The following is a 22,504-nucleotide window of genomic DNA, read 5'->3' on the forward strand; positions in this document are numbered from 1 at the left end:
TGGGGCGCGGCGGGCGCCGGTTCGACGGATTTCACGGGTGGTCCTGTTCCCGGCGGGGGCGGGCGCCGTGTGCGCGGGGCCCGCCCCTCGACCGATGGTCCTACGGGATCTGGTAGCCGGCGTTGTCGGAGAAGTCCTGGTCGATGGCGCGGGCGGCCTTGGACAGGGCGTCCTTGGGGTCGGCGCCGCCGTAGATCGAGTTGAGGGCCTCGCCGAACTTGGCGGTGATGGTGGGGTATCCGGCGGTCACCGGGCGGGTGACGGCGACGCAGGTCTTGTTGATGTCGCTGTCACCGCAGGGCTTGGCGAGCTGGTCGGAGAAGAGCTGGAGCGGTCCGCCCTGCTTGTACAGGGGGCTCGCGGCGAGCGCCGACTTCGTGGCGGGCGGGGCGCCGTTGGCGGTCGTCATCGCGGTGACGTTGGTGTCGTTGAGGAGGTAGTCCATGAAGGTGCCGGCGGCCTTGGCGTTCTTGCTGTCGGCGCCGATGCCCCAGGCCCAGGAGCCCTGGCCGGTCTTGGGGCCGTTGCCGAAGTCGGGCAGCGGCAGGACGACGAGGTCGTCACCGAGGGCCTCGCTGTAGGTGGGGTACATCCAGTGGCCGACCCAGCTCAGGGCGACGCGGCCCTTGGCGAAGGCGTTGCCGTCGGTGTTGGGGTCGACGTACGTCTTCCAGGACTGGACGGTCTTCAGCGCGGAGACCGCGGCCGGGGTGTCGAGGGCGCCCTCCGCCTTGCCGCCCTTGAGCAGGGAGCCGCCGGCCGACCAGACGACGGGGGCGAAGCCGTAGGTGCCCCACTCGGTGGCGAAGCCGTTGTTCTCCTGGACGTCGAGGGTCTTGCCGTCTGAGTCCTTGCCCTTGAGCGCCTTGAGCGCGGCCGTGAACTCCTCGGCCGTCCAGGCGTCGTCCACGCTCGTCGGGTACTTGACCCCGGCCGCGTCCAGCAGCTTCTTGTTGCCGTAGATCCCGAGACCCGAGTCGTACATGCCCAGGCCGTAGTGCTTGCCGCCGATCTCGCCCTGCGACTTGCTCGCGTCGGTGGCGTTGCCCATCGTCTTGACGGAGACGTAGTCGTCGATCGGCGCGAGCTTCTTGTTGTAGACGAAGTTCGCCATCGTCGGGCCGTCGAACTCCATCACGTCCGGCAGTTCGGAGGCGTTGGTGGCGGTGATGGTCTTGGTGTAGTCGTTGCCGGGTATCAGCTTCAGCTCGACCTTGATGTCGCTCTGCGAGGAGTTGAAGGACTTCACCGCGGCCTGCACCGCGGCGTCCTCGCTCTTCTGGCCCTGGTGGGCCCAGACGCTGATGGTGCCCTTGCCGCTGCCCTCCTCCGCGGAGGTATCGGTGGTGCCGCCCCCACCACAGGCGGCCAGTGTGGCAAGGGGCAGGGCGAGCGCCAGGCCCGTAGCGGCTGTCCGGCGGGTGCGGCGGTACTTTCTGCTGGTCGAGCTCATGGTCTGTGCCTCCGTGCTGTGGCGAGGGTTCGAGGTGCGGCGGTGCTTCCGGGGCGGGGGGTGTGGGGGTGTGGGGCTCAGAGGGGGCGGGGGGTTACCGCGGTCCGCGTGGGTGGGGCTGAAGGGGGTGGGCGGTTACTGCGGTCCGCGTGGGCTGGGTGGGGCGGTGGTCTCGCGCAGGACGAGGCGGATGGGCATCCGTACCTGACCCGGCGGCTCGGCACCGAGTTCGTCCAGTTGCCGCAGCAGCAGCCGGGCGGCTTCGGCACCCTGGTCGGCGACCGGCTGGGCGACGGTGGTCAGGCCGACGACGTCGGCGAGTTCGTGGTCGTCGAAGCCGATGACGGACACGTCCTCCGGCACCCGCAGCCGATGGCGGCGCAGGGCGCGCAGGGCGCCCATCGCCATCTCGTCGGACTGCGCGAACACGGCGGTCGGCGGCCGGGAGACGGCCAGCAGCTCGGTCATCGCCCGCTCACCGCCCTCGACGGTGTAGTCGCCGTCCGCCTCCAGCGCCGGATCGTGGGCGATCCCGGCATCGGCCAGGACGTCCAGATAGGCGTTGCGGCGGTCGATGGGGGTGGTCCAGTGCAGCGGCCCGCTGGACCCGCTGATCATGCCGATGCGGCGGTGGCCGAGGTTCACCAGATGCCGTACGGCGTTCTCGGTGCCGGCCCGGTCGTCGATGCCGACGACGGTGAAGCCGGGCCGGGCGCCGCCGACCGTGGTGGCCAGCGGCACTCCCAGTGAGCGCAGCGCGGCCGACTCCTCCTCCTCGGGGATGAGGAGCGTCAGCACCGCGTCCACTCGCTTGCGGACCGGCAGCCTGGTGAAGAAACGCTTGCGGGTCTCCGGGGAGCCCAGGTTGTACAGCAGTACGTCGTACCCGGCGGCGCTGAAGACCTGCTCCGCGGCGTCCAGCACGGTGCCGAAGAACCAGCGGCCCACGTACGGGACCAGCACGCCGATGGTGAACGTACGGCCGCTTGCCAGGCTGGAGGCGGAACGGGAGGCGGTGTAGCCGAGCTGGGCGGCGACGGCCTTGATCTGGTCCCGCACCTCGTCGGACACGCCCGGCCGGCCACGCAGGGCGCGGGACACGGTGGACGCGGAGACTCCGGCGGCACGGGCGACGTCGTTGATGCTGGCCGTCACGGCGCAGTTCCTCCCTTGGTTTCACGTCGGTGTGATCTGTGGGTGACGTGACCGTAAACCTGGCCGCCTTGTTGCGCAAGCGTTTGCGTTCAGATTTACTTGGGCCGATTTCAAAGAGAGTCCGTTTTGAATCGATGGTCAGCGCACACGTTTGGGCGCTGTGAGCCGACAGGAACTGCTGCGCATGCGATACGCCCCGCCCGGCCTTTGCGTGAACGACTTCGCCCTCCTGCGCGACGAGGACGGCACGTATGCGGTGCTGCATCTGCAGGGGCCCTGGACGGCCGAGTTCGACCACCTGCGGATGGAGACCTCCTTCGGCCGGGCCACCTCCACCGACCTGGTCGACTGGCAGCCGCAGGGCACCGCTTTCGGCGTCGGCCTGCCCGGCCGCTTCGACCAGCAGGCGGTGTGGACGATGCACCCCGTCCGGCACGGCGAGGGAATGGCGATGTTCTACACGGGTGTCTCCGGCCTCACACCGGCCGGCTGGCCGCTCCAGTCCGTCGGGCTGGCGTACTCCGATCGCACGGACGGCACGGGCTGGCGCCGCCACGGGACCGGCCCGGTCGTCGAGGCGGACCCGCGCTGGTACCGCACCGGTGAACGCATGGGCTGGCGCGACCCGTTCGTCGTACGCGACGACGAGACGGACGGCTGGGTCATGGCGGTCTGCGCGAGCGACGCCTCCCTGCCCGTCGAGGTCAGCGGCTGCGTCGCCTGGGCCACTTCCGACGACCTGGAGCACTGGACAGTCCAGCCGCCGCTCATCTCCCCTGGCGACGTCAACGAACTGGAGTGCCCGGTCCTGGAACGCCTCGACGACGGCAGCTGGCTGCTGCTCGGCTCCATCGGCTCCACCCGCGGCTTCGAGGCGTGGACGGCCCCCCGACTGCGCGGCCCCTGGACCCGCCGCGGCCCTCTCGGACCGACCGGCTCATACGCCCCACGGGTCATCGCCGCCCCCGACGGCTCCCGCGCCGTCCTGCACACCACGCCCCGCCGGGTCGGCCTCAGCGACACGGGGGAGCGCTGCCGCGGCATGCTGGCCCAGCCCAAGTCGCTTGTGGTGGAGGGCGATTCGGCTCCTCGCCTGGAATGGTGGTCCGGCCTGGACGCCTGGCTCGACGAGGAGACGGACGGCCCCGCACTGCACGCGGTCGGCGACATCGGGATCACCGGGCCGGTCGAGATCACCCTGCGCACCGACGCCCCCGGCGGCAACCGTTCCGCCCTCGTCGTGGGCTGCGACGGCAAGAACCTCTGGATCACCGGCCCGGACGGAATCCCGCTCGGCGAGACCATCCTGGCCGAACCCGCCACCGCCCTGCGCATCCTCACCATCGGCGAGTACGTCGAGGTCTACGCCGACGGCGTCTTCGCCCTGACGGCCCTGTGCTACTCCGGGCAGCCCGTCCCGTGGAGGGCCGTCACCGAAGGACGCGAACGCACCATTCCCGTCCGCCCGATCCGGCTGCCCGACCCGCGCCGCGACGACGTCTCGGCGGTCTGGCCGGGGCCCTGAGCGACGCGCGGGAGCCCGCTCACGCGACGTGTCCGACGGTCGGCCCTCGAAGTCAGCCGTCCGTGAAGCACGAAGAAGGGCGCCCAGTGTCGACCGGGCGCCCTCATCGTCGTACCGCTCGGAACGGCTGACGGCTGACGGCTACAGCTTCTCGATCACGTAGTCGATGCACTTCGTCAGCGCCTCGACGTCCGCCGGGTCGATCGCCGGGAACATGGCGACGCGCAGCTGGTTGCGGCCCAGCTTCCGGTAGGGCTCCGTGTCGACGATGCCGTTGGCGCGCAGGACCTTCGCGACGGCGGCGGCGTCGACCTCCTCCGTGAAGTCGATCGTGCCGATGACCTGCGAACGCTTCGCAGGGTCCGCGACGAACGGGTTGGCGAACTTGACGTCCTCGGCCCAGCCGTACAGCGTGCGGGCGGAGGTGGCGGTGCGGCGGACCGCCCAGTCCAGACCGCCCTGGCCGTTGATCCACTCCAGCTGCTGGTTGAGGAGGAACAGGGTGGCCAGCGCCGGGGTGTTGTACGTCTGGTTCTTGCGGGAGTTGTCGATCGCCGTCGGGAGCGAGAAGAACTCCGGGATGTGGCGGCCGGACGCGTGGATGCGCTCGGCGCGCTCGATCGCCGCCGGGGAGAACACGCCGATCCACAGGCCGCCGTCGGAGGCGAAGGACTTCTGCGGGGCGAAGTAGTAGACGTCGGTCTCGGCGATGTCGACCGGGAGGCCGCCGGCGCCGGACGTGGCGTCGACCACGACGAGGGAACCCTCGTCGGCACCGGCCACGCGCTTGATGGGCATCGCGACGCCGGTGGAGGTCTCGTTGTGGGTGAAGGCGTAGACGTCGACGCCGGCCTCGGCGACCGGGTCGGGGTGTGTGCCGGGCTCGGAGGCGATGACGTCCGGCTCGGCGAGCCAGGGCGCGAGCTTGGCGGCCTTCGCGAACTTCGAGCTGAACTCACCGAAGTTCAGGTGCTGCGACCTGTTCTCGATCAGGCCGTGCGTCGCGACGTCCCAGAACGCCGTGGAGCCGCCGTTGCCGAGGATGACCTCGTAGCCCTCGGGCAGCTGGAACAGGTCACGGATGCCCTCGCGGACCTGGCCGACCAGGTTCTTGACGGGGGCTTGGCGGTGGGACGTACCGAGGAGAGAGGTTCCGGTTGCGGCCAGCGCGTCCAGCGCTTCCGTCCGCACCTTGGAGGGGCCCGCGCCGAAACGTCCGTCGGCGGGCTTGATGTCAGCGGGAATCTGGATCTCAGCCACGAAGGGAGGGTATCCGGTGGGGGAAACCTGGTCGAAACGAAGTCCGTCGGGTGAGACGGTGTCGATGATTTGCTGGACGTATGACGGATCTCGAGGCTGAGCTGCGCAAGGCCGTCCGGGGCGAGGTCGGATTCGACGTCACCTCCCGGGCGCTGACCACCATGGACGCCTCCAACTACCGGCGTGTCCCGCTGGGGGTGGTCGCTCCGCGGGACGCCGACGACGTGGCGGCCGTGCTGGAGGTGTGCCGCGCGCGTGGGGTGCCGGTCGTGGCGCGGGGCGGCGGGACGTCGATCGCCGGGCAGGCCACGGGAGTGGGGGTGGTGCTGGACTTCACCCGCCATATGAACCGCCTGCTGGAGATCGACCCCGACGCGCGTACCGCCGTCGTACAGCCGGGGCTCGTCCTCGACCGCCTCCAGGACGCCGCCGCCCCGCACGGCCTGCGCTTCGGCCCCGACCCCTCCACCCACAGCCGGTGCACGCTGGGCGGGATGATCGGCAACAACTCGTGCGGCTCGCACTCGGTGGCGTGGGGGACGACCGCGGACAGCGTGCGGGAGCTGGCCGTGGTCACCGCGCGCGGGGAGCGACTGCGGCTCGGGCAGGGGTGGGCGGGGGCGCCGGACGGGCTGCGGGGCCTGGTGGAGGGGGATCTGGCCCGGCTGCGGACCGGGTTTCCCGAGCTGCCCCGCCGTATCTCCGGATACGCACTCGACGCCCTGCTGCCCGAGAAGGGCGCCGATGTCGCCCGTTCCTTCTGCGGCTCGGAGGGCACGCTGGGCGTGCTGACGGAGGCGGTCGTACGGCTGGTGGAGGCGCCACGCGCGCGTGCGCTCGCCGTGTTGGCGTACGCCGATGAGAGTGCCGCTGCTGAGGCGGCGGCCGGGCTGCTGCCGTACGGGCCGTTGACCGTGGAGGGCATGGCGGCCGACCTGGTGGCCTCGGCGGCCGTGCTGCCTCGGGGTGGGGCCTGGCTGTTCGTCGAGACGGGCGGGGAGTCGGAGGCGGAGGCACGCGCGCGTGCGGAGGCGATCGTGCGGGCCGCCGGGGTCGTGGACTCGCTGGTGGTGACCGACCCGGGTGGGCAGCGGGCGCTGTGGCGGATCCGGGAGGACGCGAGCGGTACGGCCACGCGCATGCCGGACGGGAGCGAGGCATGGCCGGGGTGGGAGGACTGTGCCGTGCCGCCGGAGCGGCTCGGCGCGTATCTGCGGGACTTCCGGGGGCTGCTGTCCGCGCACGGGCTGCGCGGGACGCCGTACGGGCACTTCGGGGACGGCTGCATCCACGTCCGCATCGACTTCGACCTGATGACGCAGAAGGGGATCGCCCGCTTCCGGCGGTTCTCGGAGGAGCTCGCCGAGGTCGTGGTGGCGCACGGGGGATCGCTGTCCGGCGAGCACGGGGACGGGCAGGCCCGGGCCGAACTGCTGCCGAAGATGTACGGGGAGGAACTGGTCGCCCTCTTCGAGCGGGCGAAGGGCGTGTGGGACCCGGACGACCTCCTCAACCCGGGGATGCTGGTCCGCCCGGCGCCCCTGGACTCGAACCTCCGCTTCTCCGTGCTGCCGCGCGAACCCGTCGACGTGGCCTTCGGCTACCCGGCCGACGGCGGTGACTTCTCGGCGGCGGTACGGCGCTGTGTGGGCGTCGCCAAATGCCGTACGACATCGGTGTCGGGGTCGGCGGTCATGTGCCCCTCGTTCCGGGCGACCGGCGCCGAGGAGCACTCCACGCGCGGGCGTGCCCGGCTGCTGCACGAGATGCTCGCCGGCGAGGTGGTGACCGACGGATGGCGGTCGACGGAGGTGCGGGACGCGCTGGATCTGTGCCTGTCCTGCAAGGGCTGCCGGTCCGACTGCCCGGTCGGGGTCGACATGGCCACGTACAAGGCGGAGTTCCTGCACCACCACTACGAGGGGCGGCGGCGTCCGGCCGCCCACTACAGCATGGGGTGGCTGCCGGTGTGGCTGCGGGCGGTGGCACGCACGCGTACGGCGCCCTTGGCCAACCTCCTGGCCGCCGTACGGCCGTTCGCGTGGGCCGCGAAACGGCTCGGCGGGATCGCCCCCGAGCGGGAGATCCCGCGGCTGGCGACGGGGACGTTCAGCCGGTGGTGGGGACGGCGGGCGAAGTCCGTCGGCGGAAGCGGGGACGGTGGCGGTGTCGGTGACCTGGTCGTCCTGTGGCCGGACACCTTCACCGAGCACCTCTCGCCGGCGGTGGGACAGGCGGCCGTGCGGGTGCTGGAGGCGGCGGGCCTGCGCGTAGCCCTCCCGCCGACGCTGCGGCTGCCGAGGTCGCGGGGCGTCGCCGACGGCCGTTCGGCCTTCCTGAACCCGCTCGCGCTCGTCCACGGCCGTGGTCGCGTCTGCTGCGGCCTGACGTACGTCTCCACCGGCCAGCTGGACCGCGCCCGTACGGTGCTGCGCCGCACGCTCGACCTCATGGCACCGGTGCTGGCGACCGACGCCCCGGTCGTCGTCCTGGAACCGAGCTGCGCCGCCGCCCTCCGCACGGACCTGCCGGAACTGCTGCACGACGATCCGCGCGCCCACCGCCTGGCCGACCGGGTCCTCACCTTCGCCGAGGCGCTGGAACGCCTGGCTCCGCACTGGACGCCGCCCCGCATGGACCGTCCGGCGGCCGGGCAGACCCACTGCCATCAGCACGCGGTGCTCGGCGACGCGGCCGACCGGCGGCTGCGTGCGGCGGCGGGACTCTCGGGTGAACTGAGCGGCGGCTGCTGCGGGTTGGCGGGCAACTTCGGCTTCGAGAAGGGGCACTTCGAGGTGTCCGCGGCCTGCGCGGAGGAGCAGCTGCTGCCGGCGGTGCGGGCGGCGGGCGAGGGTGCCGTCGTGCTGGCGGACGGGTTCTCGTGCCGGACGCAGCTGGGGCAGCTGGCCGGCGTGCGGGGCAGGCATCTGGCGGAAGTGCTGGCGGAGGCGCTGGAAGGAGACGGGCATGAGGGAACCGGAGGGAGACGGGCATGAGGGAACCGGAGGGAGACGGGCATGAGGGAACCGGAGGGGACGGGCGTGAGGGACGCTGAACCTGGACGCGTGGCCGTCCTCTCCGACATCCACGGCGTACTCCCCGCCCTGGAAGCGGTACTCGCCGAGCCGGAGGTGGCCGGCGCCGAGCGCATCGTGCTCACCGGCGACATCACGGCGGGACCGCAACCGGCCGAGGTGATCGACCTGTTGCGGAAACAGGGCGACCGGGTGCTGTGGGTCGGCGGCAACGCGGACCGGGAACTGGTCGAGTACCGGCGGGGCGAGCGGGACGGGATCCCCGACCCCATCGGCCCGTACGCGGCATCCCAACTCGCCGACGAACACGTCGACTTCCTCGCCGCCCTCCCCAAGACGCTCACCCTCACCGTGCCCGGCCTCGGCGAGGTCTTCTTCTGCCACGCCACGCCCCGCGACGACGAGGAGGTCGTCCTGGTCGACTCCCGTCTCGACCGCTGGACGGAGGTCTTCGCCGGCCTCGACGACACCGTCCGCACCGTGGTCTGCGGCCACACCCACATGCCGTACGTCCGCCTCGCCCACGGCCGTCTGGTCGTGAACCCAGGCAGCGTCGGCATGCCGTACGGCCGCACCGGCGCCCACTGGTGCCTGCTCGGCCCCGGTGCCGACCTGAGGGTCACGCCGTACGACATCCCGGCGGCGATCACCCGCCTCACGACGGAGTGCGCCTACCCCGACATCGCCGAATGGGCCGACTACTTCCTCAACTCCCGAGCGACGGACGCGGACGCGCTGACGGCATTCGGACCCCGGGACGGGCGGGAGGGGGCCTCGTAGGGCGAGGAGCGTTTGTAGGGCGACGGGGGCCTCGTACGCTGCTGACGAGCCCAGCCCCTACGCCCCTGCAAGGAGCCCCCGCGCATGCCCCTCCACCTCCGGCCCATCACCCGCGACGAGCACCTGGCGTTCGTCGCGGCCCGCCCCTCCGCCAGCCATATGCAGCTCCCCTCCTGGGGCGAGGTGAAGCCCGACTGGCGGGCGGAGAGTCTGGGCTGGTTCGACGAGGAGGGGCGACTGGCCGGCGCGGGGCTGGTGCTCTTCCGTCCGCTGCCGAAGCTGAAGAAGTACCTCGCCTATCTCCCCGAGGGCCCGCTGATCGACTGGCACGCCCCCGACCTCGGCGAGCGCTGGCTCGAACCGATGCTGGCGTACCTCAGACGGCAGGGCGCCTTCTCGGTGAAGATGGGCCCGCCCGTCGTCGTACGCCGCTGGAGCCCCGACGCGGTCAAGGCGGCCATCGCCGACCCGGCCGCCCGCCGCCTGCGCGACGCCGAGGCCACCTCGTACGACCCGCGCGCCTCCGACATCGCCGACCGGCTGCGCCGCGCCGGCTGGCAGCAGACCGAGCCGGGCGGCGAGGACGGCTTCGCCGCCGGACAGCCCCGCTACGTCTCTCAAGTCCCGTTCGCTGGACGGTCGTTGGACGAAATCCACCGCGGCCTCAACCAGCAGTGGCGGCGCAACATCAAGAAGGCCGACAAGGCTGGCGTGAAGGTGGTCCGCGGCGGCCACGACGATCTGCCCGCCTTCCACGACCTCTACGCCGAGACCGCCGAGCGCGACCGTTTCGTCCCGCGCCCGCTGCTCTACTTCCAGCGCATGTGGACCGCGCTCACCGCCGAACACCCCGACCGCATGCGGCTCTACCTCGCCCACCACGAGGGCGACGTCCTCGCCGCGGCAACCATGATCACCGTCGGCGACCACGTCTGGTACTCCTACGGCGCCTCCACCAGCCGCAAGCGCGAGGTCCAGCCCAGCAATGCCATGCAGTGGCGCATGATGGCCGACGCCCATGAACTCGGCGCCTCCGTCTACGACTTCCGCGGCATCACCGACACCCTGGAGGAGTCCAACCACCTGCTGGGGCTGCTGCGGTTCAAGGTGGGCGCGGGCGGCGAGGCCGTCGAGTACCTCGGGGAGTGGGACTTCCCGCTCAACCGGCTGCTGCACAAGGCGCTGGAGCTGTACATGGCGCGGCGCTAGTCCATCAGCCGAGACAGGTGTAAATCGGCTTCACACACCTGTCGAAGTCCACTAGCCTGGACCGGCTAGTACGCCGTGATGTACGAGATCTGAGTCGACCCCTTTGGAAGCCCAGTGACCACCCCCAGCGCCGCCACCCCGCCCTCACCGACCCCGGCCGCCCCCGCAGCGGACCACACCCCGGTGCCGTCCGGCACCCCGCACCGCCGGGGCTCCCTCGGCCCCGTCGGCCTGGTGCTCGCGGGCGGTATCTCGGTGCAGTTCGGCGGTGCGCTCGCCGTGGCGCTGATACCGCGGGCCGGTGCCGTCGGCGTGGTGACGCTGCGGCTGCTGGCGGCGGCGCTCGTGCTGCTGCTGATCTGCCGGCCCCGGCTGCGCGGCCACTCCCGCACCGACTGGGGCACGGTCGTCGTCTTCGGCATCACCCTGGCCGCGATGAACGGCCTCTTCTACCAGTCGGTCGCCCGCATCCCCCTCGGTCCCGCGGTCACCCTGGAAGTGCTCGGCCCGCTCGCGCTCTCGGTCCTCACCTCCCGCCGCGCGATCAACGCCGTATGGGCCGGACTCGCCCTGGCCGGCGTCTTCCTCCTCGGCGGGGGCGGCTTCGGCGCCCTCGACCCCATAGGCGTCGCCTACGCCCTGGCCGCCGGCGCCATGTGGGCGGCGTACATCATCTTCAGCGCCCGTACGGGACGCCGCTTCCCCCAGGCCGACGGCCTCGCCCTCGCCATGGTGGTCGCGGCGCTGCTGATGCTGCCGCTCGGCGTCATCGAGTCGGGCGCGAAGCTGACGGATCCGGTGACGATCGCGCTGGGCTCGGCCGTCGCGATCCTCTCCTCGGTCCTCCCCTACACCGTCGAACTCCTCGCCCTGCGCCGCCTCCCCGCCGCCACCTTCGCGATCCTCATGAGCCTGGAACCGGCGGTCGCCGCGACGGCCGGCTTCCTCGTCCTCCACCAGGCCCTGTCCGCGGTGGAGGCACTGGCGATCGCCCTGGTCATCGCGGCGAGCATGGGGGCGGTGCGCACACAGGTGGGGCGGGGGAAGGCGAAGCGGGTGGAGGGCGATGCGGCCTAGCCGGCCCCTGTTCGTTGTCGTATTCGTTGTTGCTGTTCGTCGTCGCTGTCAGGCTTCTCCCAGACCGAGACGTGCCGTTCGCTCTCACTGGTGAACGGCTTCCGCGTCCAGCCGTCCCACCGCTCACGCAGTCGAAGCCCGGCCAGCTGTGCCATCAGGTCGAGTTCCGCGGGCCACACGTACCGGAACGGGACGGACCAGTAGGAGCCGCGACCGTCCACGACCTCGACGTAGTTCGAACTCATCGCCTGCGTCGCCACGTCGTACAGGTCGAACGACCATCGCGTCGGACTCGTGTGGAACGGTACGGCGTTCTGCCCGGGCGGAAGCCGGCGCAGGTCGGGGATCCCGACCTCGATGACGAAGGTCCCGCCGGGCTCCAGATGGTCGGCGACGTTACGGAAACAGGCGACCTGCGCCTCCTGCGTCGTCAGATTCATGATCGTGTTGAAGACCAGGTACGCCACGGAGAACGTGCCGTCCACCTTCGCCGTCGCGAAGTCCCCGATCGTCACGCCGATCGCATCGCCACCCGGCTTCGCCCGCAGCCGGGCCACCATCGCCCGCGACATGTCGACACCGTGCACGGCGACACCCCGCCGCGCCAACGGCAGGGCGACGCGTCCGGTTCCGACGCCCAGTTCCAGGGCCCGCCCGTCGCCGGCCAGTTCGGTCAGGAAGCCGACCACCGGATCCACGGCATCGGGTGCGAACATCCCCGCCGACGACTCGTCGTACCTCGCCGCGACAGACTCTCCGAAGTAACCGTCCGTATCGTCCACCGGCCGACCGTACTGCGAGGGCCGACCGCGGCGCACGGCGATTTTGGTCCCGTCCTGTTGCGCCTCAATTAATGCAAGCATGCTTGCTTGTTTCTGGCATCGCTGCCATGCTCCTCCCCACCACGCCGCACACCGCCGTGCCCCGAGGGGAGCGCATCGTGTTCGATCCGACGCCCGTGATCGACGACCTGCGTGAGGAGAGCGAGGAACTCGACCTGCTGGTCGCCGAGTTGAGCCCGGAGCAGTGGGCGCTCGCCACCCCCGCACCCCGCTGGACCATCGCCCACCAGATCGCGCACCTCGCCTGGACCGACCGCGCCGCCCTCCTCGCCGTCACCGACCCCGGCGCCTTCACCCACGAGGTCGAGAAGGCCCTCGCCGCCCCCGACCGCTTCGTCGACGAGGGCGCCGAGGAGGGGGCGACGAAACCGGGGGCCGAGATCCTCGCGGGGTGGCGGGACGGGCGTAAGGCACTCGCAGCCGCCCTGTGTGCGGCACCCGCAGGAACCCGGTTTCCCTGGTACGGCCCACCCATGTCGGCCGCCTCTATGGCCACGGCCCGACTGATGGAGACCTGGGCCCACGGACTGGACGTCGCCGATGCGCTGGGTGTGGTGCGGACACCTACCGACCGGCTCCGGCATGTGGCGCGGATCGGTGTGCGGGCCCGCGACTACGCCTTCGGGGTACGGGGACTGACCCCGCCCACCGAGGAGTTCCGCGTCGAAATCGTCGGCCCGAGCGGCGACGTGTGGGCGTACGGCCCCGAAGACGCCCCCCAACGCGTCACCGGCCCCGCCTTCGACTTCTGCCTCCTCGTCACCCACCGCGCCCACCGCACCGACCTCGCGGTGACCGCCCACGGCCCCGACGCCGACCGTTGGCTGGACATCGCCCAGGCCTTCGCGGGCCCGCCCGGCGCCGGCCGCCCGCCGAAGGGGGCCGCGCGGTGACGTCCGCCCCGGGACCCCTCCGGATCGGCAACGCCTCCGGCTTCTACGGCGACCGCTTCGACGCCATGCGCGAGATGCTCACCGGCGGTGACCTGGACGTCCTCACCGGCGACTACCTCGCCGAGCTCACCATGCTCATCCTGGGCCGGGACCGGCTCAAGGACCCCGGCGCCGGATACGCCCGCACCTTCCTGCGCCAGCTGGAGGAGTGCCTGGGCCTCGCACACGAGCGCGGCGTCCAGGTCGTGGCGAACGCCGGTGGTCTGAACCCGGCCGGACTCGCCGACGCCGTACGGGAGTTGGCCGACCGGCTCGGCATCCCCGTACGCGTCGCCCATGTGGAGGGCGACGACCTCACCGCCGGCCACCCAGGCAGCCTCGCCACCCACGCCTACCTCGGCGGCTTCGGCATCGCGGCCTGTCTGCGGGAGGGCGCCGACGTGGTGGTCACGGGACGGGTGACGGACGCGGCCCTCGTCACCGGGCCCGCCGCCGCCCACTTCGGCTGGACGCCCAGCGAGTACGACCGGCTCGCGGGGGCCGTCGTCGCCGGGCACGTACTGGAGTGCGGGGCGCAGGCCACCGGCGGAAACTACGCCTTCTTTCAAGAGGGTTGCGTCCGGCGGCCCGGCTTCCCCCTCGCCGAGCTCCACGACGACGGCAGCTGTGTCATCACCAAACACCCCGGCACCGGCGGCCTCGTCGACGTCGGCACAGTGACCGCCCAGCTGCTCTACGAGACGGCCGGCGCCCGGTACGCCGGGCCGGACGTCACCGCCCGCCTCGACACCGTCCGGCTGACCCAGGACGGCCCCGACCGGGTGCGTGTCGAGGGCGTACGAGGCGAGGCCCCGCCCCCGACCCTCAAGGTCGGCGTGAACCGGCTCGGAGGCTTCCGCAACGAGGTCGCCTTCGTCCTCACCGGCCTCGACATCGACGCCAAGGCCGCCCTGGTGCGGGAGCAGATGACGGCGGCGCTCGCCAAGTCGCTGCCCACCGACATCCGTTGGGACCTCGCCCGCACCGACCGCGCCGACGCCCCGACCGAGGAGACCGCGAGCGCGCTGCTGAGACTCGTCGTACGGGACCCGGACCAGGAGGCCGTCGGACGGGCGCTCAGCGGAGCCGCCGTCGAACTCGCCCTCGCCAGCTACCCCGGCTTCCATGTGCTGGCGCCACCGGGAAAGGGCGCGCCCTATGGGGTCTTCGAGGACGTCTACGTCCCCCATGGCGCCGTCGCACATGTGGCAGTCCTCCACGACGGACGCCGTATCCCCGTGTCCCCGCCCCACGACACCCGCGTACTCGACCCCGTACCGGAACCACCCCTGCCCAAGCCACCGCCGGACGGCCCCCGCAAGCGCGCCCCCCTCGGCCTGGTCGCCGGCGCCCGCAGCGGCGACAAGGGCGGGAACGCCAACGTCGGCGTCTGGGCCCGCACCGACGCCGCCTGGCGCTGGCTCGCCCACGAGCTGACGACCGACCGGTTCCACCAACTCATCCCCGAGAGCACCCAGTTGAACGTCACCCGCCACACCCTCCCCAACCTCCGCGCCCTCAACTTCGTCGTCGAGGGCCTCCTCGGCGAGGGCGTCGCCGCCCAGCACCGCTTCGACCCTCAGGCCAAGGCCCTCGGCGAATGGCTGCGCTCCCGCCACCTGGACCTACCGGAGGCTCTGCTGTGACGGTCCTCACCTCCGCCCTGGACACCCACAGCCCCGACTACACGGCCAACCGCGACGCCATGCTCGCCAAGCTCGCCGACCTGGACGCCGAGCACGCCAAGGCCCTCGCGGGCGGCGGCGACAAGTACGTCGAACGGCACCGGGGACGCGGCAAGCTCCTCGCCCGCGAGCGCATCGAGCTGCTCCTCGACCCCGACACGCCCTTCCTGGAACTGTCCCCGCTGGCCGCCTGGGGCAGCGACTACACCGTCGGCGCCTCCCTGGTCACCGGCATCGGCGTCGTCGAGGGCGTGGAGTGCCTGATCACCGCCAACGACCCCACCGTGCGCGGCGGCGCCAGCAACCCGTGGAGCCTGAAGAAGGCGCTCAGGGCCAACGACATCGCCCTCGCCAACCGGCTGCCCTGCATCAGCCTCGTCGAGTCGGGTGGGGCCGATCTGCCGTCGCAGAAGGAGATCTTCATCCCGGGCGGCGCGATCTTCCGCGACCTGACCCGCCTGTCCGCCGCCGGAATCCCGACCATCGCCGTCGTCTTCGGCAACTCCACCGCCGGCGGTGCGTACATCCCTGGCATGTCCGACCACGTGATCATGGTCAAGGAGCGCGCCAAGGTGTTCCTCGGCGGGCCGCCGCTGGTGAAGATGGCCACCGGTGAGGAGAGCGACGACGAGTCCCTGGGCGGCGCCGAGATGCACGCGCGCGTGTCGGGCCTGGCCGACTACTTCGCCGTCGACGAGCCGGACGCCCTGCGACAGGCACGGCGCGTGGTCGCCCGCCTCAACCACCGCAAGGCGTACGACGATCCCGGCCCGGCCGCGCCCCCCAAGTACGCGGAGGAGGAGCTGCTCGGCATCGTCCCAGGGGATCTGCGCACCCCCTTCGACCCGCGCGAGGTCATCGCCCGGATCGTCGACGCCTCCGACTTCGACGAGTTCAAGCCGCTGTACGGGACGAGCCTCACGACCGGCTGGGCCACCCTGCACGGCTACCCGGTCGGCGTGCTGGCCAACGCCCAGGGCGTCCTCTTCAGCGCGGAGTCCCAGAAGGCCGCCCAGTTCATCCAGCTCGCCAACCAGCGCGACATCCCGCTGCTCTTCCTGCACAACACCACCGGCTACATGGTCGGCAGGGAGTACGAACAGGGCGGCATCATCAAGCACGGCGCGATGATGATCAACGCGGTGAGCAACAGCCGGGTGCCCCACCTGTCCGTCCTCATGGGCGCGTCGTACGGCGCCGGTCACTACGGCATGTGCGGCCGCGCCTACGACCCCCGCTTCCTCTTCGCCTGGCCCAGCGCCAAGTCGGCCGTCATGGGCCCACAGCAGCTTGCGGGCGTCCTCTCCATCGTCGCCCGGCAGTCGGCGGCCGCGAAGGGCCGGCCGTACGACGAGGAGGCCGACGCCGCCCTGCGCGCGATGGTGGAGCAGCAGATCGAGTCCGAGTCGCTGCCCATGTTCCTGTCCGGGCGGCTGTACGACGACGGCGTCATCGACCCGCGCGACACCCGCACCGTTCTCGGCCTGTGCCTGTCCGCGATCCACACGGCGCCCTACGAAGGCGTGCGCGGCGGCTTCGGCGTCTTCCGGATGTGAGGGGCCAGCGATGACTTGTGAGGCCACGTGATGATGACCTGTGAGGCCCAGTGATTACTTCTGTGCTCGTCGCCAACCGCGGCGAGATCGCCTGCCGCGTCTTCCGCACCTGCGGTGAGTTGGGAATCCGAACGGTCGCCGTGCACTCGGACGCCGACGCGAACGCCCGCCACCAGCGCGTGGCCGACATGGCCGTACGCCTGCCCGGAGCGGCGCCCTCCGAGACGTACCTCCGCGCCGACCTGGTCGTGCAGGCGGCGATCGCCTCCGGCGCGGACGCCGTACACCCCGGCTACGGCTTCCTCTCCGAGAACCCCGACTTCGCCCGCGCGGTCCTCGACGCCGGCCTGATCTGGGTCGGCCCGCCCCCGGAGGCGATCGAGGCGATGGCGTCCAAGACACGCGCCAAGGAGCTGATGGGGCTCGCGCCCCTGCGTGAGGTCGCGCAGGGCGACCTGCCGGTGCTCGTGAAGGCGTCCGCGGGCGGCGGGGGCCGCGGGATGCGGATCGTGCGCCGTCTCGAGGAGCTCGACGCCGCCCTGGAGGGCGCGCGCACCGAGGCCGCGAGCGCCTTCGGGGACGGCGAGGTCTTCGTCGAGCCGTACATCGAGGACGGCCGCCACGTCGAGGTGCAGATCCTCGCCGACACCCACGGCACGGTCTGGACCCTCGGCACCCGGGACTGCTCCCTCCAGCGCCGCCACCAGAAGGTCATCGAAGAGGCCCCCGCACCGGGTTTGAATCCCGAACTGACCGCGACCCTGTACGAGACGGCGACCCGCGCCGCCCGAGCGGTCGCCTACACAGGCGCCGGCACCGTCGAGTTCCTGGTCACCGGCGACCAGGCGCACTTCCTGGAGATGAACACCCGCCTCCAGGTCGAACACCCCGTCACGGAAGCGATCCACGGCATCGACCTGGTGGCCCTCCAGATCCGCATCGCGGAAGGCCACGCCCTGGAGACCCCCGACCCCCCACACGCGCGTGGCCACGCCGTGGAAGCCCGCCTCTACGCCGAGGACCCCGCGTCCGGCTGGACCCCCCAGACCGGCACCCTGCACCACCTGGCCGTCCCGCCGTCCGTCCGCCTGGACACGGGCTACGACGACGGCGACGAGATCGGCGTCCACTACGACCCCATGCTGGCGAAGGCCGTCGCCCACGCCCCCACGCGCGCGGACGCCATCCGCAAGCTGGCGGGCGCCCTGGAACGGACGACGATCCACGGCCCCACGACCAACCGGGACCTCCTCGTCCGCTCCCTGCGGCACAAGGAGTTCACCACGGCCCGCATGGACACCGGCTTCTACACCCGCCACCTCCCCGAGCTGACCACCACCGACCCCGACCCGCACGCCCCCCTGGCCGCCGCCCTCGCCGACACCCAGGGCCGCTCCCGCTTCGGCGGCTGGCGCAACCTGCCCTCCCAGCCACAGACCAAGCGCTACGCCATGGCGGGCGAGGAACACGAGGCCACGTACCGCCACACGCGCGTGGGCCTCAGCGCGGAGGGCGTCCGGGTCGTACACGCCGACGCGCGTCTCGTCGTACTCGAAGTGGACGGCGTACGAAGGAAGTTCGAGATCGCGCGCTACGGCGACCAGGTCCACGTGAACGCGACCACCCTCACCGCCCTGCCCCGCTTCCCCGACCCGACCGCCCAGCACGCCCCGGGCTCCCTGCTCGCCCCCATGCCCGGCACGGTGATCCGAGTGGCCGACGGCCTGACCGAGGGAGCCGCCGTACAGGCCGGAGAACCCCTCCTGTGGCTGGAGGCGATGAAGATGGAACACAAGATCACGGCACCCGCCACAGGCACGCTGACGGCCCTGCACGCCGTGCCGGGACAACAAGTGGCGGTAGGCGCACTACTGGCGGTAGTGCAGCCGGCCTAAGGGGCGCGACCAGCCACATCCGACCCGCACCCGGAAGGAGCCCCATGCCCCCCACCACAGAATCCGAAGAACACAAGGCCCTACGATCCGCAGTAGCAGCCCTCGGAAAGCGCCACGGCCGCAACTACGACCGAGAAGCACTCTGGACCGAAGCAGCCAAACTCGGCTATCTAGGCGTCAACCTCCCAGAGCAATACGGAGGCGGAGGAGGCGGCATAGCCGAACTCTCCATCGTCCTGGAAGAACTCGGCGCCGCAGGCTGCCCCCTACTGATGATGGTCGTCTCCCCCGCCATCTGCGGCACAGTTATCGCCCGCTTCGGCACAGAAGCCCAAAAACAGCACTGGCTCCCCGCCCTCGCCGACGGCACCCGCACCATGGCCTTCGGCATCACCGAACCCGACGCCGGCTCCAACAGCCACCGCATCACGACAACCGCCCGCAAAGACGGCACCGACTGGCTCCTCACCGGCCGCAAGGTCTTCATCTCCGGCGTGGACACAGCCGACGTCACCCTCATAGTCGGCCGCACAGAAGACGCCCGCACCGGCCGCCTCAAGCCCTGCCTGTTCATCGTCCCAAGGGACGCCGAGGGCTTCACCCGCCGCCAGATCGACATGGAACTCCAGGCCGTGGAGAAGCAGTTCGAGCTGACACTCGACGACGTACGCCTCCCCGCCGACGCCCTCGTGGGCGACGAGGACGCCGGCCTCCTCCAGCTCTTCGCCGGCCTCAACCCCGAGCGCATCATGACGGCCGCGTTCGCGATCGGCATGGGACGCTACGCACTCGCGCAAGCGATCACGTACGCCCGCGACCGCACCGTATGGAACACCCCCATCGGCGCCCACCAGGCCATCGCACACCCCCTCGCCCAGGCGCACATCGACCTCGAACTGGCCCGCCTGATGATGCAGAAGGCGGCATACCTGTACGACGAGGGCGACGACGAGGGCGCGGGCGAGGCCGCCAACATGGCCAAGTACGCGGCGGGAGAGGCCTGCGTGAGGGCCGTGGACCAGGCCGTGCACACCCTCGGCGGCAACGGCCTCACGCGCGAGTTCGGGCTCGCCTCGTTGATAACCGCCGCACGCGTGTCCCGTATTGCTCCGGTGAGCCGGGAGATGATTCTCAACTACGTCTCCCACCAGACCCTGGGCCTGCCCAAGTCGTACTGATCCGGCACCGTGTGGCGCGAGGAGGAACCATGTTCCGCAGCGAGTACGCAGACGTCCCACCCGTAGAACTCCCCATCCACGAGGCGGTGCTGGGCCGGGCCGCCGAGTTCGGTGACGCGCCCGCCCTCATCGACGGCACGGACGGCACCACCCTCACCTACGACCAGGTGGACCGCTTCCACCGGACGGTCGCCGCAGCCCTCGCCGAAGCGGGCGTCCGCAAGGGCGACGTCCTCGCCCTGCACAGCCCCAACACGGTCGCCTTCCCGATCGCCTTCTACGCCGCCACGCGCGCGGGGGCCACCGTCACCACCGTGCACCCGCTCGCCACGCCGGAGGAGTTCGCCAAGCAGCTCAAGGACTCGGCGGCCCGCTGGATCGTCACCGTCTCACCGCTGCTGGAGGCGGCACGCCGGGCCGCCGAACTCGCCGGCGGGGTGGAGGAGATCTTCGTCTGCGACAGCGCTCCCGGCCACCGGTCACTCATCGACATGCTGGCCTCGGCCGCCCCCGAACCGCAGGTCACCATCGACCCCGTGGCGGACGTGGCGGCCCTCCCGTACTCGTCGGGAACGACGGGCACCCCCAAGGGCGTGATGCTCACGCACCGCCAGATCGCCACCAACCTCGCCCAGCTCGAACCCGTCATGCCGGCAGGACCCGGCGACCGCATCCTCGCCGTCCTGCCGTTCTTCCACATCTACGGCCTGACAGCCCTCATGAACGCACCCCTGCGCCAGGGCGCCACCGTCGTTGTCCTGCCCCGCTTCGACCTGGAGACCTTCCTCGCCGCCATCCAGAACCACCGCATCACCGGCCTCTACGTCGCCCCGCCGATCGTCCTGGCCCTCGCCAAACACCCGCTGGTCGCGCAGTACGACCTGTCGTCCCTGAAGTACATAACCAGCGCCGCCGCCCCCCTGGACGCCAAGCTCGCCGCCGCCTGCTCCGAGCGCCTCGGCCTACCGCCCGTCGGCCAGGCCTACGGCATGACGGAACTGTCACCGGGCACCCACGTCGTCCCCGTGGACGCCATGCACGACGCCCCCGCCGGCACCGTCGGCAAGCTCATCGCCGGCACCGAGATGCGCATCGTCTCCCTCGACGACCCCGACAAGGACCTCGGCGTCGGCGAGGCCGGCGAGATCCTCATCCGCGGCCCCCAGATCATGAAGGGCTACCTGGGCCGCCCCGACGCCACCGCCGCGATGATCGACCCCGACGGCTGGCTGCACACCGGCGACGTCGGCCACGCGGACGCCGACGGCTGGCTGTTCGTCGTGGACCGGGTCAAGGAGCTCATCAAGTACAAGGGCTTCCAAGTGGCCCCCGCCGAACTGGAGGCCCTCCTCCTCACCCACCCCGGCATCGCCGACACGGCAGTCATCGGCGTCTACAACGACGACGGCAACGAAGTCCCGCACGCCTACGTGGTCCGCCAGCCGTCCGCCACCGACCTCTCCGAAGGAGAGGTCATGATGTACGTCGCCGAACGCGTCGCCCCCTACAAACGCGTCCGCCAGGTCACCTTCATCGACGCCGTACCGAGAGCGGCGTCCGGCAAGATCCTGCGCCGGGAACTGAGGGGGCGATCGTGACGTTGATCGACCGTACACGCGCGCGTGCCGTCGAGACCCTCACCCTCGACTCCCCACACAACCGCAACGCCCTCTCGGCACCCCTGGTGGCCGAACTCGCCGACGCGCTGACGGACTGCGCCAAGAACACCGACGTACGCGCGATCGTCCTCACCCACACCGGCAACACCTTCTGCGCGGGCGCCGACCTGCGCGAGCCACCACCCCCCGCCGCACTCGTGGGCCTCCTCCGCCAGATCGTCGAACTGCCCAAACCGGTACTGGCACGGGTGACCGGCCACGCACGCGCGGGCGGCCTCGGCCTCCTGGCGGCATGCGACATGTCGGCGGCATCACCCCGGGCCACCTTCGCCTTCACAGAGGTACGCATCGGAGTCGCCCCCGCCGTCATCTCCCTCCCCCTGCTGCCCCGCACCGACCCCCGCGCCCTGGCCCGCTACTACCTCACCGGCGAGACCTTCGACGCCACCGAGGCCACCCGCATCGGCCTCCTGACGACCACGGCCGACGACGTCGACGAGGCACTGACCCCCCTCCTGGACGGCCTGCGCCGGGCATCCCCCCAGGGCCTGGCGGAAACGAAGGCACTGCTCACAGCTAGGGTGCTGGAAACCTTCGACCGGGACGCGGCCGACCTCACCGCGCTCTCGGCCCGGCTGTTCTCCTCCGCACCGGCACGCGAGGGAATGACGGCCTTCCTAGAACGACGGGATCCCGCATGGGTGGTGTGACCACAGTCGACCGCGTCCCCAAACAGGACCGCAGCCGGGCCACCCGGCAACGGCTCCTGGAAGCCGCCGTGGCCTGCCTCGCAGCACACGGCTGGGCCGGCTCCACGGTCTCCGTCGTCGCCGAACGCGCCGGCGTCTCCCGAGGCGCCGCCCAACACCACTTCCCGACCCGCGAGGACCTCTTCACGGCCGCCGTCGAATACGTCGCCGAGGAACGCTCCACCGCACTGCGCGCCCTGTTCCCCGAAGGCCCGGCGCAGGACCGCCGGGCCGTCGTGACAGCCCTCGTCGACCTCTACACCGGCCCCCTGTTCCGCGCCGCCCTCCACCTCTGGGTCGCCGCCTCCAACGAGGAACAACTACGCCCACGCGTCACCGAACTCGAGGCCCACGTAGGCCGCGAGACCCACCGCATCGCCGTGGACCTCCTCGGCGCGGACGAAACCACACCCGGCGCCCGCGAAACCGTCCAGGGCCTCCTGGACATGGCCCGCGGCCTCGGCCTCGCCAACCTCCTCACGGACGACGCCGGCCGCCGCGAACGGGTCGTCGCACAGTGGGCGAAGCTGCTGGACGAGGCGCTCGGCTGAGGA

General features: G+C 71.5%; 17 protein-coding genes. 13 read left to right on the forward strand and 4 right to left on the reverse strand.

Going from position 1 to position 22,504, the window contains the following annotated elements; translation table 11 throughout:
- Window positions 1-100: 100 nt before the first annotated feature.
- Both AQJ91_RS14685 and AQJ91_RS14690 read right to left on the reverse strand, forming a co-directional pair.
- Window positions 101-1,453, reverse strand: coding sequence for an ABC transporter substrate-binding protein (locus AQJ91_RS14685; protein WP_067020899.1), 1,353 nt, complete (start codon window positions 1,451-1,453; stop codon window positions 101-103).
- A gap of 135 nt (window positions 1,454-1,588) precedes the next feature.
- Window positions 1,589-2,608: a LacI family DNA-binding transcriptional regulator gene (locus AQJ91_RS14690; protein ID WP_067020904.1), complete on the reverse strand. Its 1,020-nt coding sequence runs from the start codon at window positions 2,606-2,608 to the stop codon at window positions 1,589-1,591.
- Window positions 2,609-2,768: 160 nt separating this feature from the next.
- Between AQJ91_RS14690 and AQJ91_RS14695 the strand changes: the two genes are divergently transcribed.
- Window positions 2,769-4,133 carry a glycoside hydrolase family protein gene (locus AQJ91_RS14695; protein WP_234382257.1) on the forward strand — a complete coding sequence of 455 codons (1,365 nt, stop codon included), beginning with the start codon at window positions 2,769-2,771 and terminating at the stop codon, window positions 4,131-4,133.
- Between the two features lie 141 nt (window positions 4,134-4,274).
- Here AQJ91_RS14695 and serC read toward each other — a convergent pair whose 3' ends face one another.
- Window positions 4,275-5,393 (reverse strand): phosphoserine transaminase, encoded by a 1,119-nt coding sequence (gene serC / locus AQJ91_RS14700; protein WP_067020908.1) that lies wholly within the window; start codon window positions 5,391-5,393, stop codon window positions 4,275-4,277.
- A gap of 80 nt (window positions 5,394-5,473) precedes the next feature.
- Between serC and AQJ91_RS14705 the strand changes: the two genes are divergently transcribed.
- The 4 genes from AQJ91_RS14705 to AQJ91_RS14720 all read left to right on the forward strand — a co-directional run bounded on the left by AQJ91_RS14705 (window position 5,474) and on the right by AQJ91_RS14720 (window position 11,494).
- A complete protein-coding gene (locus AQJ91_RS14705; protein WP_067020910.1) occupies window positions 5,474-8,389 on the forward strand; it encodes an FAD-binding and (Fe-S)-binding domain-containing protein in 2,916 nt (971 codons plus the stop codon).
- 21 nt (window positions 8,390-8,410) lie between these two features.
- Window positions 8,411-9,208, forward strand: coding sequence for a metallophosphoesterase family protein (locus tag AQJ91_RS14710; protein WP_067020912.1), 798 nt, complete (start codon window positions 8,411-8,413; stop codon window positions 9,206-9,208).
- A gap of 84 nt (window positions 9,209-9,292) precedes the next feature.
- Window positions 9,293-10,417 carry a lipid II:glycine glycyltransferase FemX gene (locus AQJ91_RS14715; RefSeq protein ID WP_067020914.1) on the forward strand — a complete coding sequence of 375 codons (1,125 nt, stop codon included), beginning with the start codon at window positions 9,293-9,295 and terminating at the stop codon, window positions 10,415-10,417.
- Window positions 10,418-10,531: 114 nt separating this feature from the next.
- Window positions 10,532-11,494: an EamA family transporter gene (locus AQJ91_RS14720; protein ID WP_067020917.1), complete on the forward strand. Its 963-nt coding sequence runs from the start codon at window positions 10,532-10,534 to the stop codon at window positions 11,492-11,494.
- On the opposite strand, the gene AQJ91_RS14725 is transcribed toward AQJ91_RS14720, so the two are convergent.
- Window positions 11,491-12,276 carry a class I SAM-dependent DNA methyltransferase gene (locus AQJ91_RS14725; protein ID WP_067021120.1) on the reverse strand — a complete coding sequence of 262 codons (786 nt, stop codon included), beginning with the start codon at window positions 12,274-12,276 and terminating at the stop codon, window positions 11,491-11,493. The genes AQJ91_RS14720 and AQJ91_RS14725 overlap by 4 nt on opposite strands.
- A 158-nt stretch (window positions 12,277-12,434) precedes the next feature.
- Here AQJ91_RS14725 and AQJ91_RS14730 point away from each other — a divergent pair, with 158 nt between their 5' ends.
- The 8 genes from AQJ91_RS14730 to AQJ91_RS14765 are packed head-to-tail and all read left to right on the forward strand — an operon-like array spanning window position 12,435 to window position 22,501.
- Window positions 12,435-13,229 (forward strand): TIGR03084 family metal-binding protein, encoded by a 795-nt coding sequence (locus tag AQJ91_RS14730; RefSeq protein WP_067021123.1) that lies wholly within the window; start codon window positions 12,435-12,437, stop codon window positions 13,227-13,229.
- Window positions 13,226-14,914, forward strand: a complete 1,689-nt coding sequence (locus AQJ91_RS14735; protein WP_107122440.1) for an acyclic terpene utilization AtuA family protein — start codon at window positions 13,226-13,228, stop codon at window positions 14,912-14,914. The genes AQJ91_RS14730 and AQJ91_RS14735 overlap by 4 nt, the downstream gene beginning before the upstream one ends.
- A complete protein-coding gene (locus AQJ91_RS14740) occupies window positions 14,911-16,509 on the forward strand; it encodes an acyl-CoA carboxylase subunit beta (protein WP_067020919.1) in 1,599 nt (532 codons plus the stop codon). Before AQJ91_RS14735 ends, AQJ91_RS14740 begins: the two co-directional genes overlap by 4 nt.
- A gap of 50 nt (window positions 16,510-16,559) precedes the next feature.
- Window positions 16,560-18,404 (forward strand): acetyl/propionyl/methylcrotonyl-CoA carboxylase subunit alpha, encoded by a 1,845-nt coding sequence (locus tag AQJ91_RS14745; protein ID WP_067020923.1) that lies wholly within the window; start codon window positions 16,560-16,562, stop codon window positions 18,402-18,404.
- A gap of 44 nt (window positions 18,405-18,448) precedes the next feature.
- Window positions 18,449-19,582: an acyl-CoA dehydrogenase family protein gene (locus tag AQJ91_RS14750; protein WP_067020925.1), complete on the forward strand. Its 1,134-nt coding sequence runs from the start codon at window positions 18,449-18,451 to the stop codon at window positions 19,580-19,582.
- Between the two features lie 29 nt (window positions 19,583-19,611).
- Complete coding sequence (locus AQJ91_RS14755; protein ID WP_067020929.1) at window positions 19,612-21,180, forward strand: 4-coumarate--CoA ligase family protein; 1,569 nt, start codon at window positions 19,612-19,614, stop codon at window positions 21,178-21,180.
- Window positions 21,177-21,911: an enoyl-CoA hydratase family protein gene (locus AQJ91_RS14760; RefSeq protein ID WP_067020932.1), complete on the forward strand. Its 735-nt coding sequence runs from the start codon at window positions 21,177-21,179 to the stop codon at window positions 21,909-21,911. The genes AQJ91_RS14755 and AQJ91_RS14760 overlap by 4 nt, the downstream gene beginning before the upstream one ends.
- Window positions 21,899-22,501, forward strand: a complete 603-nt coding sequence (locus tag AQJ91_RS14765; RefSeq protein ID WP_067020935.1) for a TetR/AcrR family transcriptional regulator — start codon at window positions 21,899-21,901, stop codon at window positions 22,499-22,501. The genes AQJ91_RS14760 and AQJ91_RS14765 overlap by 13 nt, the downstream gene beginning before the upstream one ends.
- Window positions 22,502-22,504 lie beyond the last annotated feature (3 nt).

It is taken from the genome of Streptomyces dysideae (assembly GCF_001514305.1).
Taxonomy (GTDB): Bacteria; Actinomycetota; Actinomycetes; order Streptomycetales; family Streptomycetaceae; genus Streptomyces; species Streptomyces dysideae.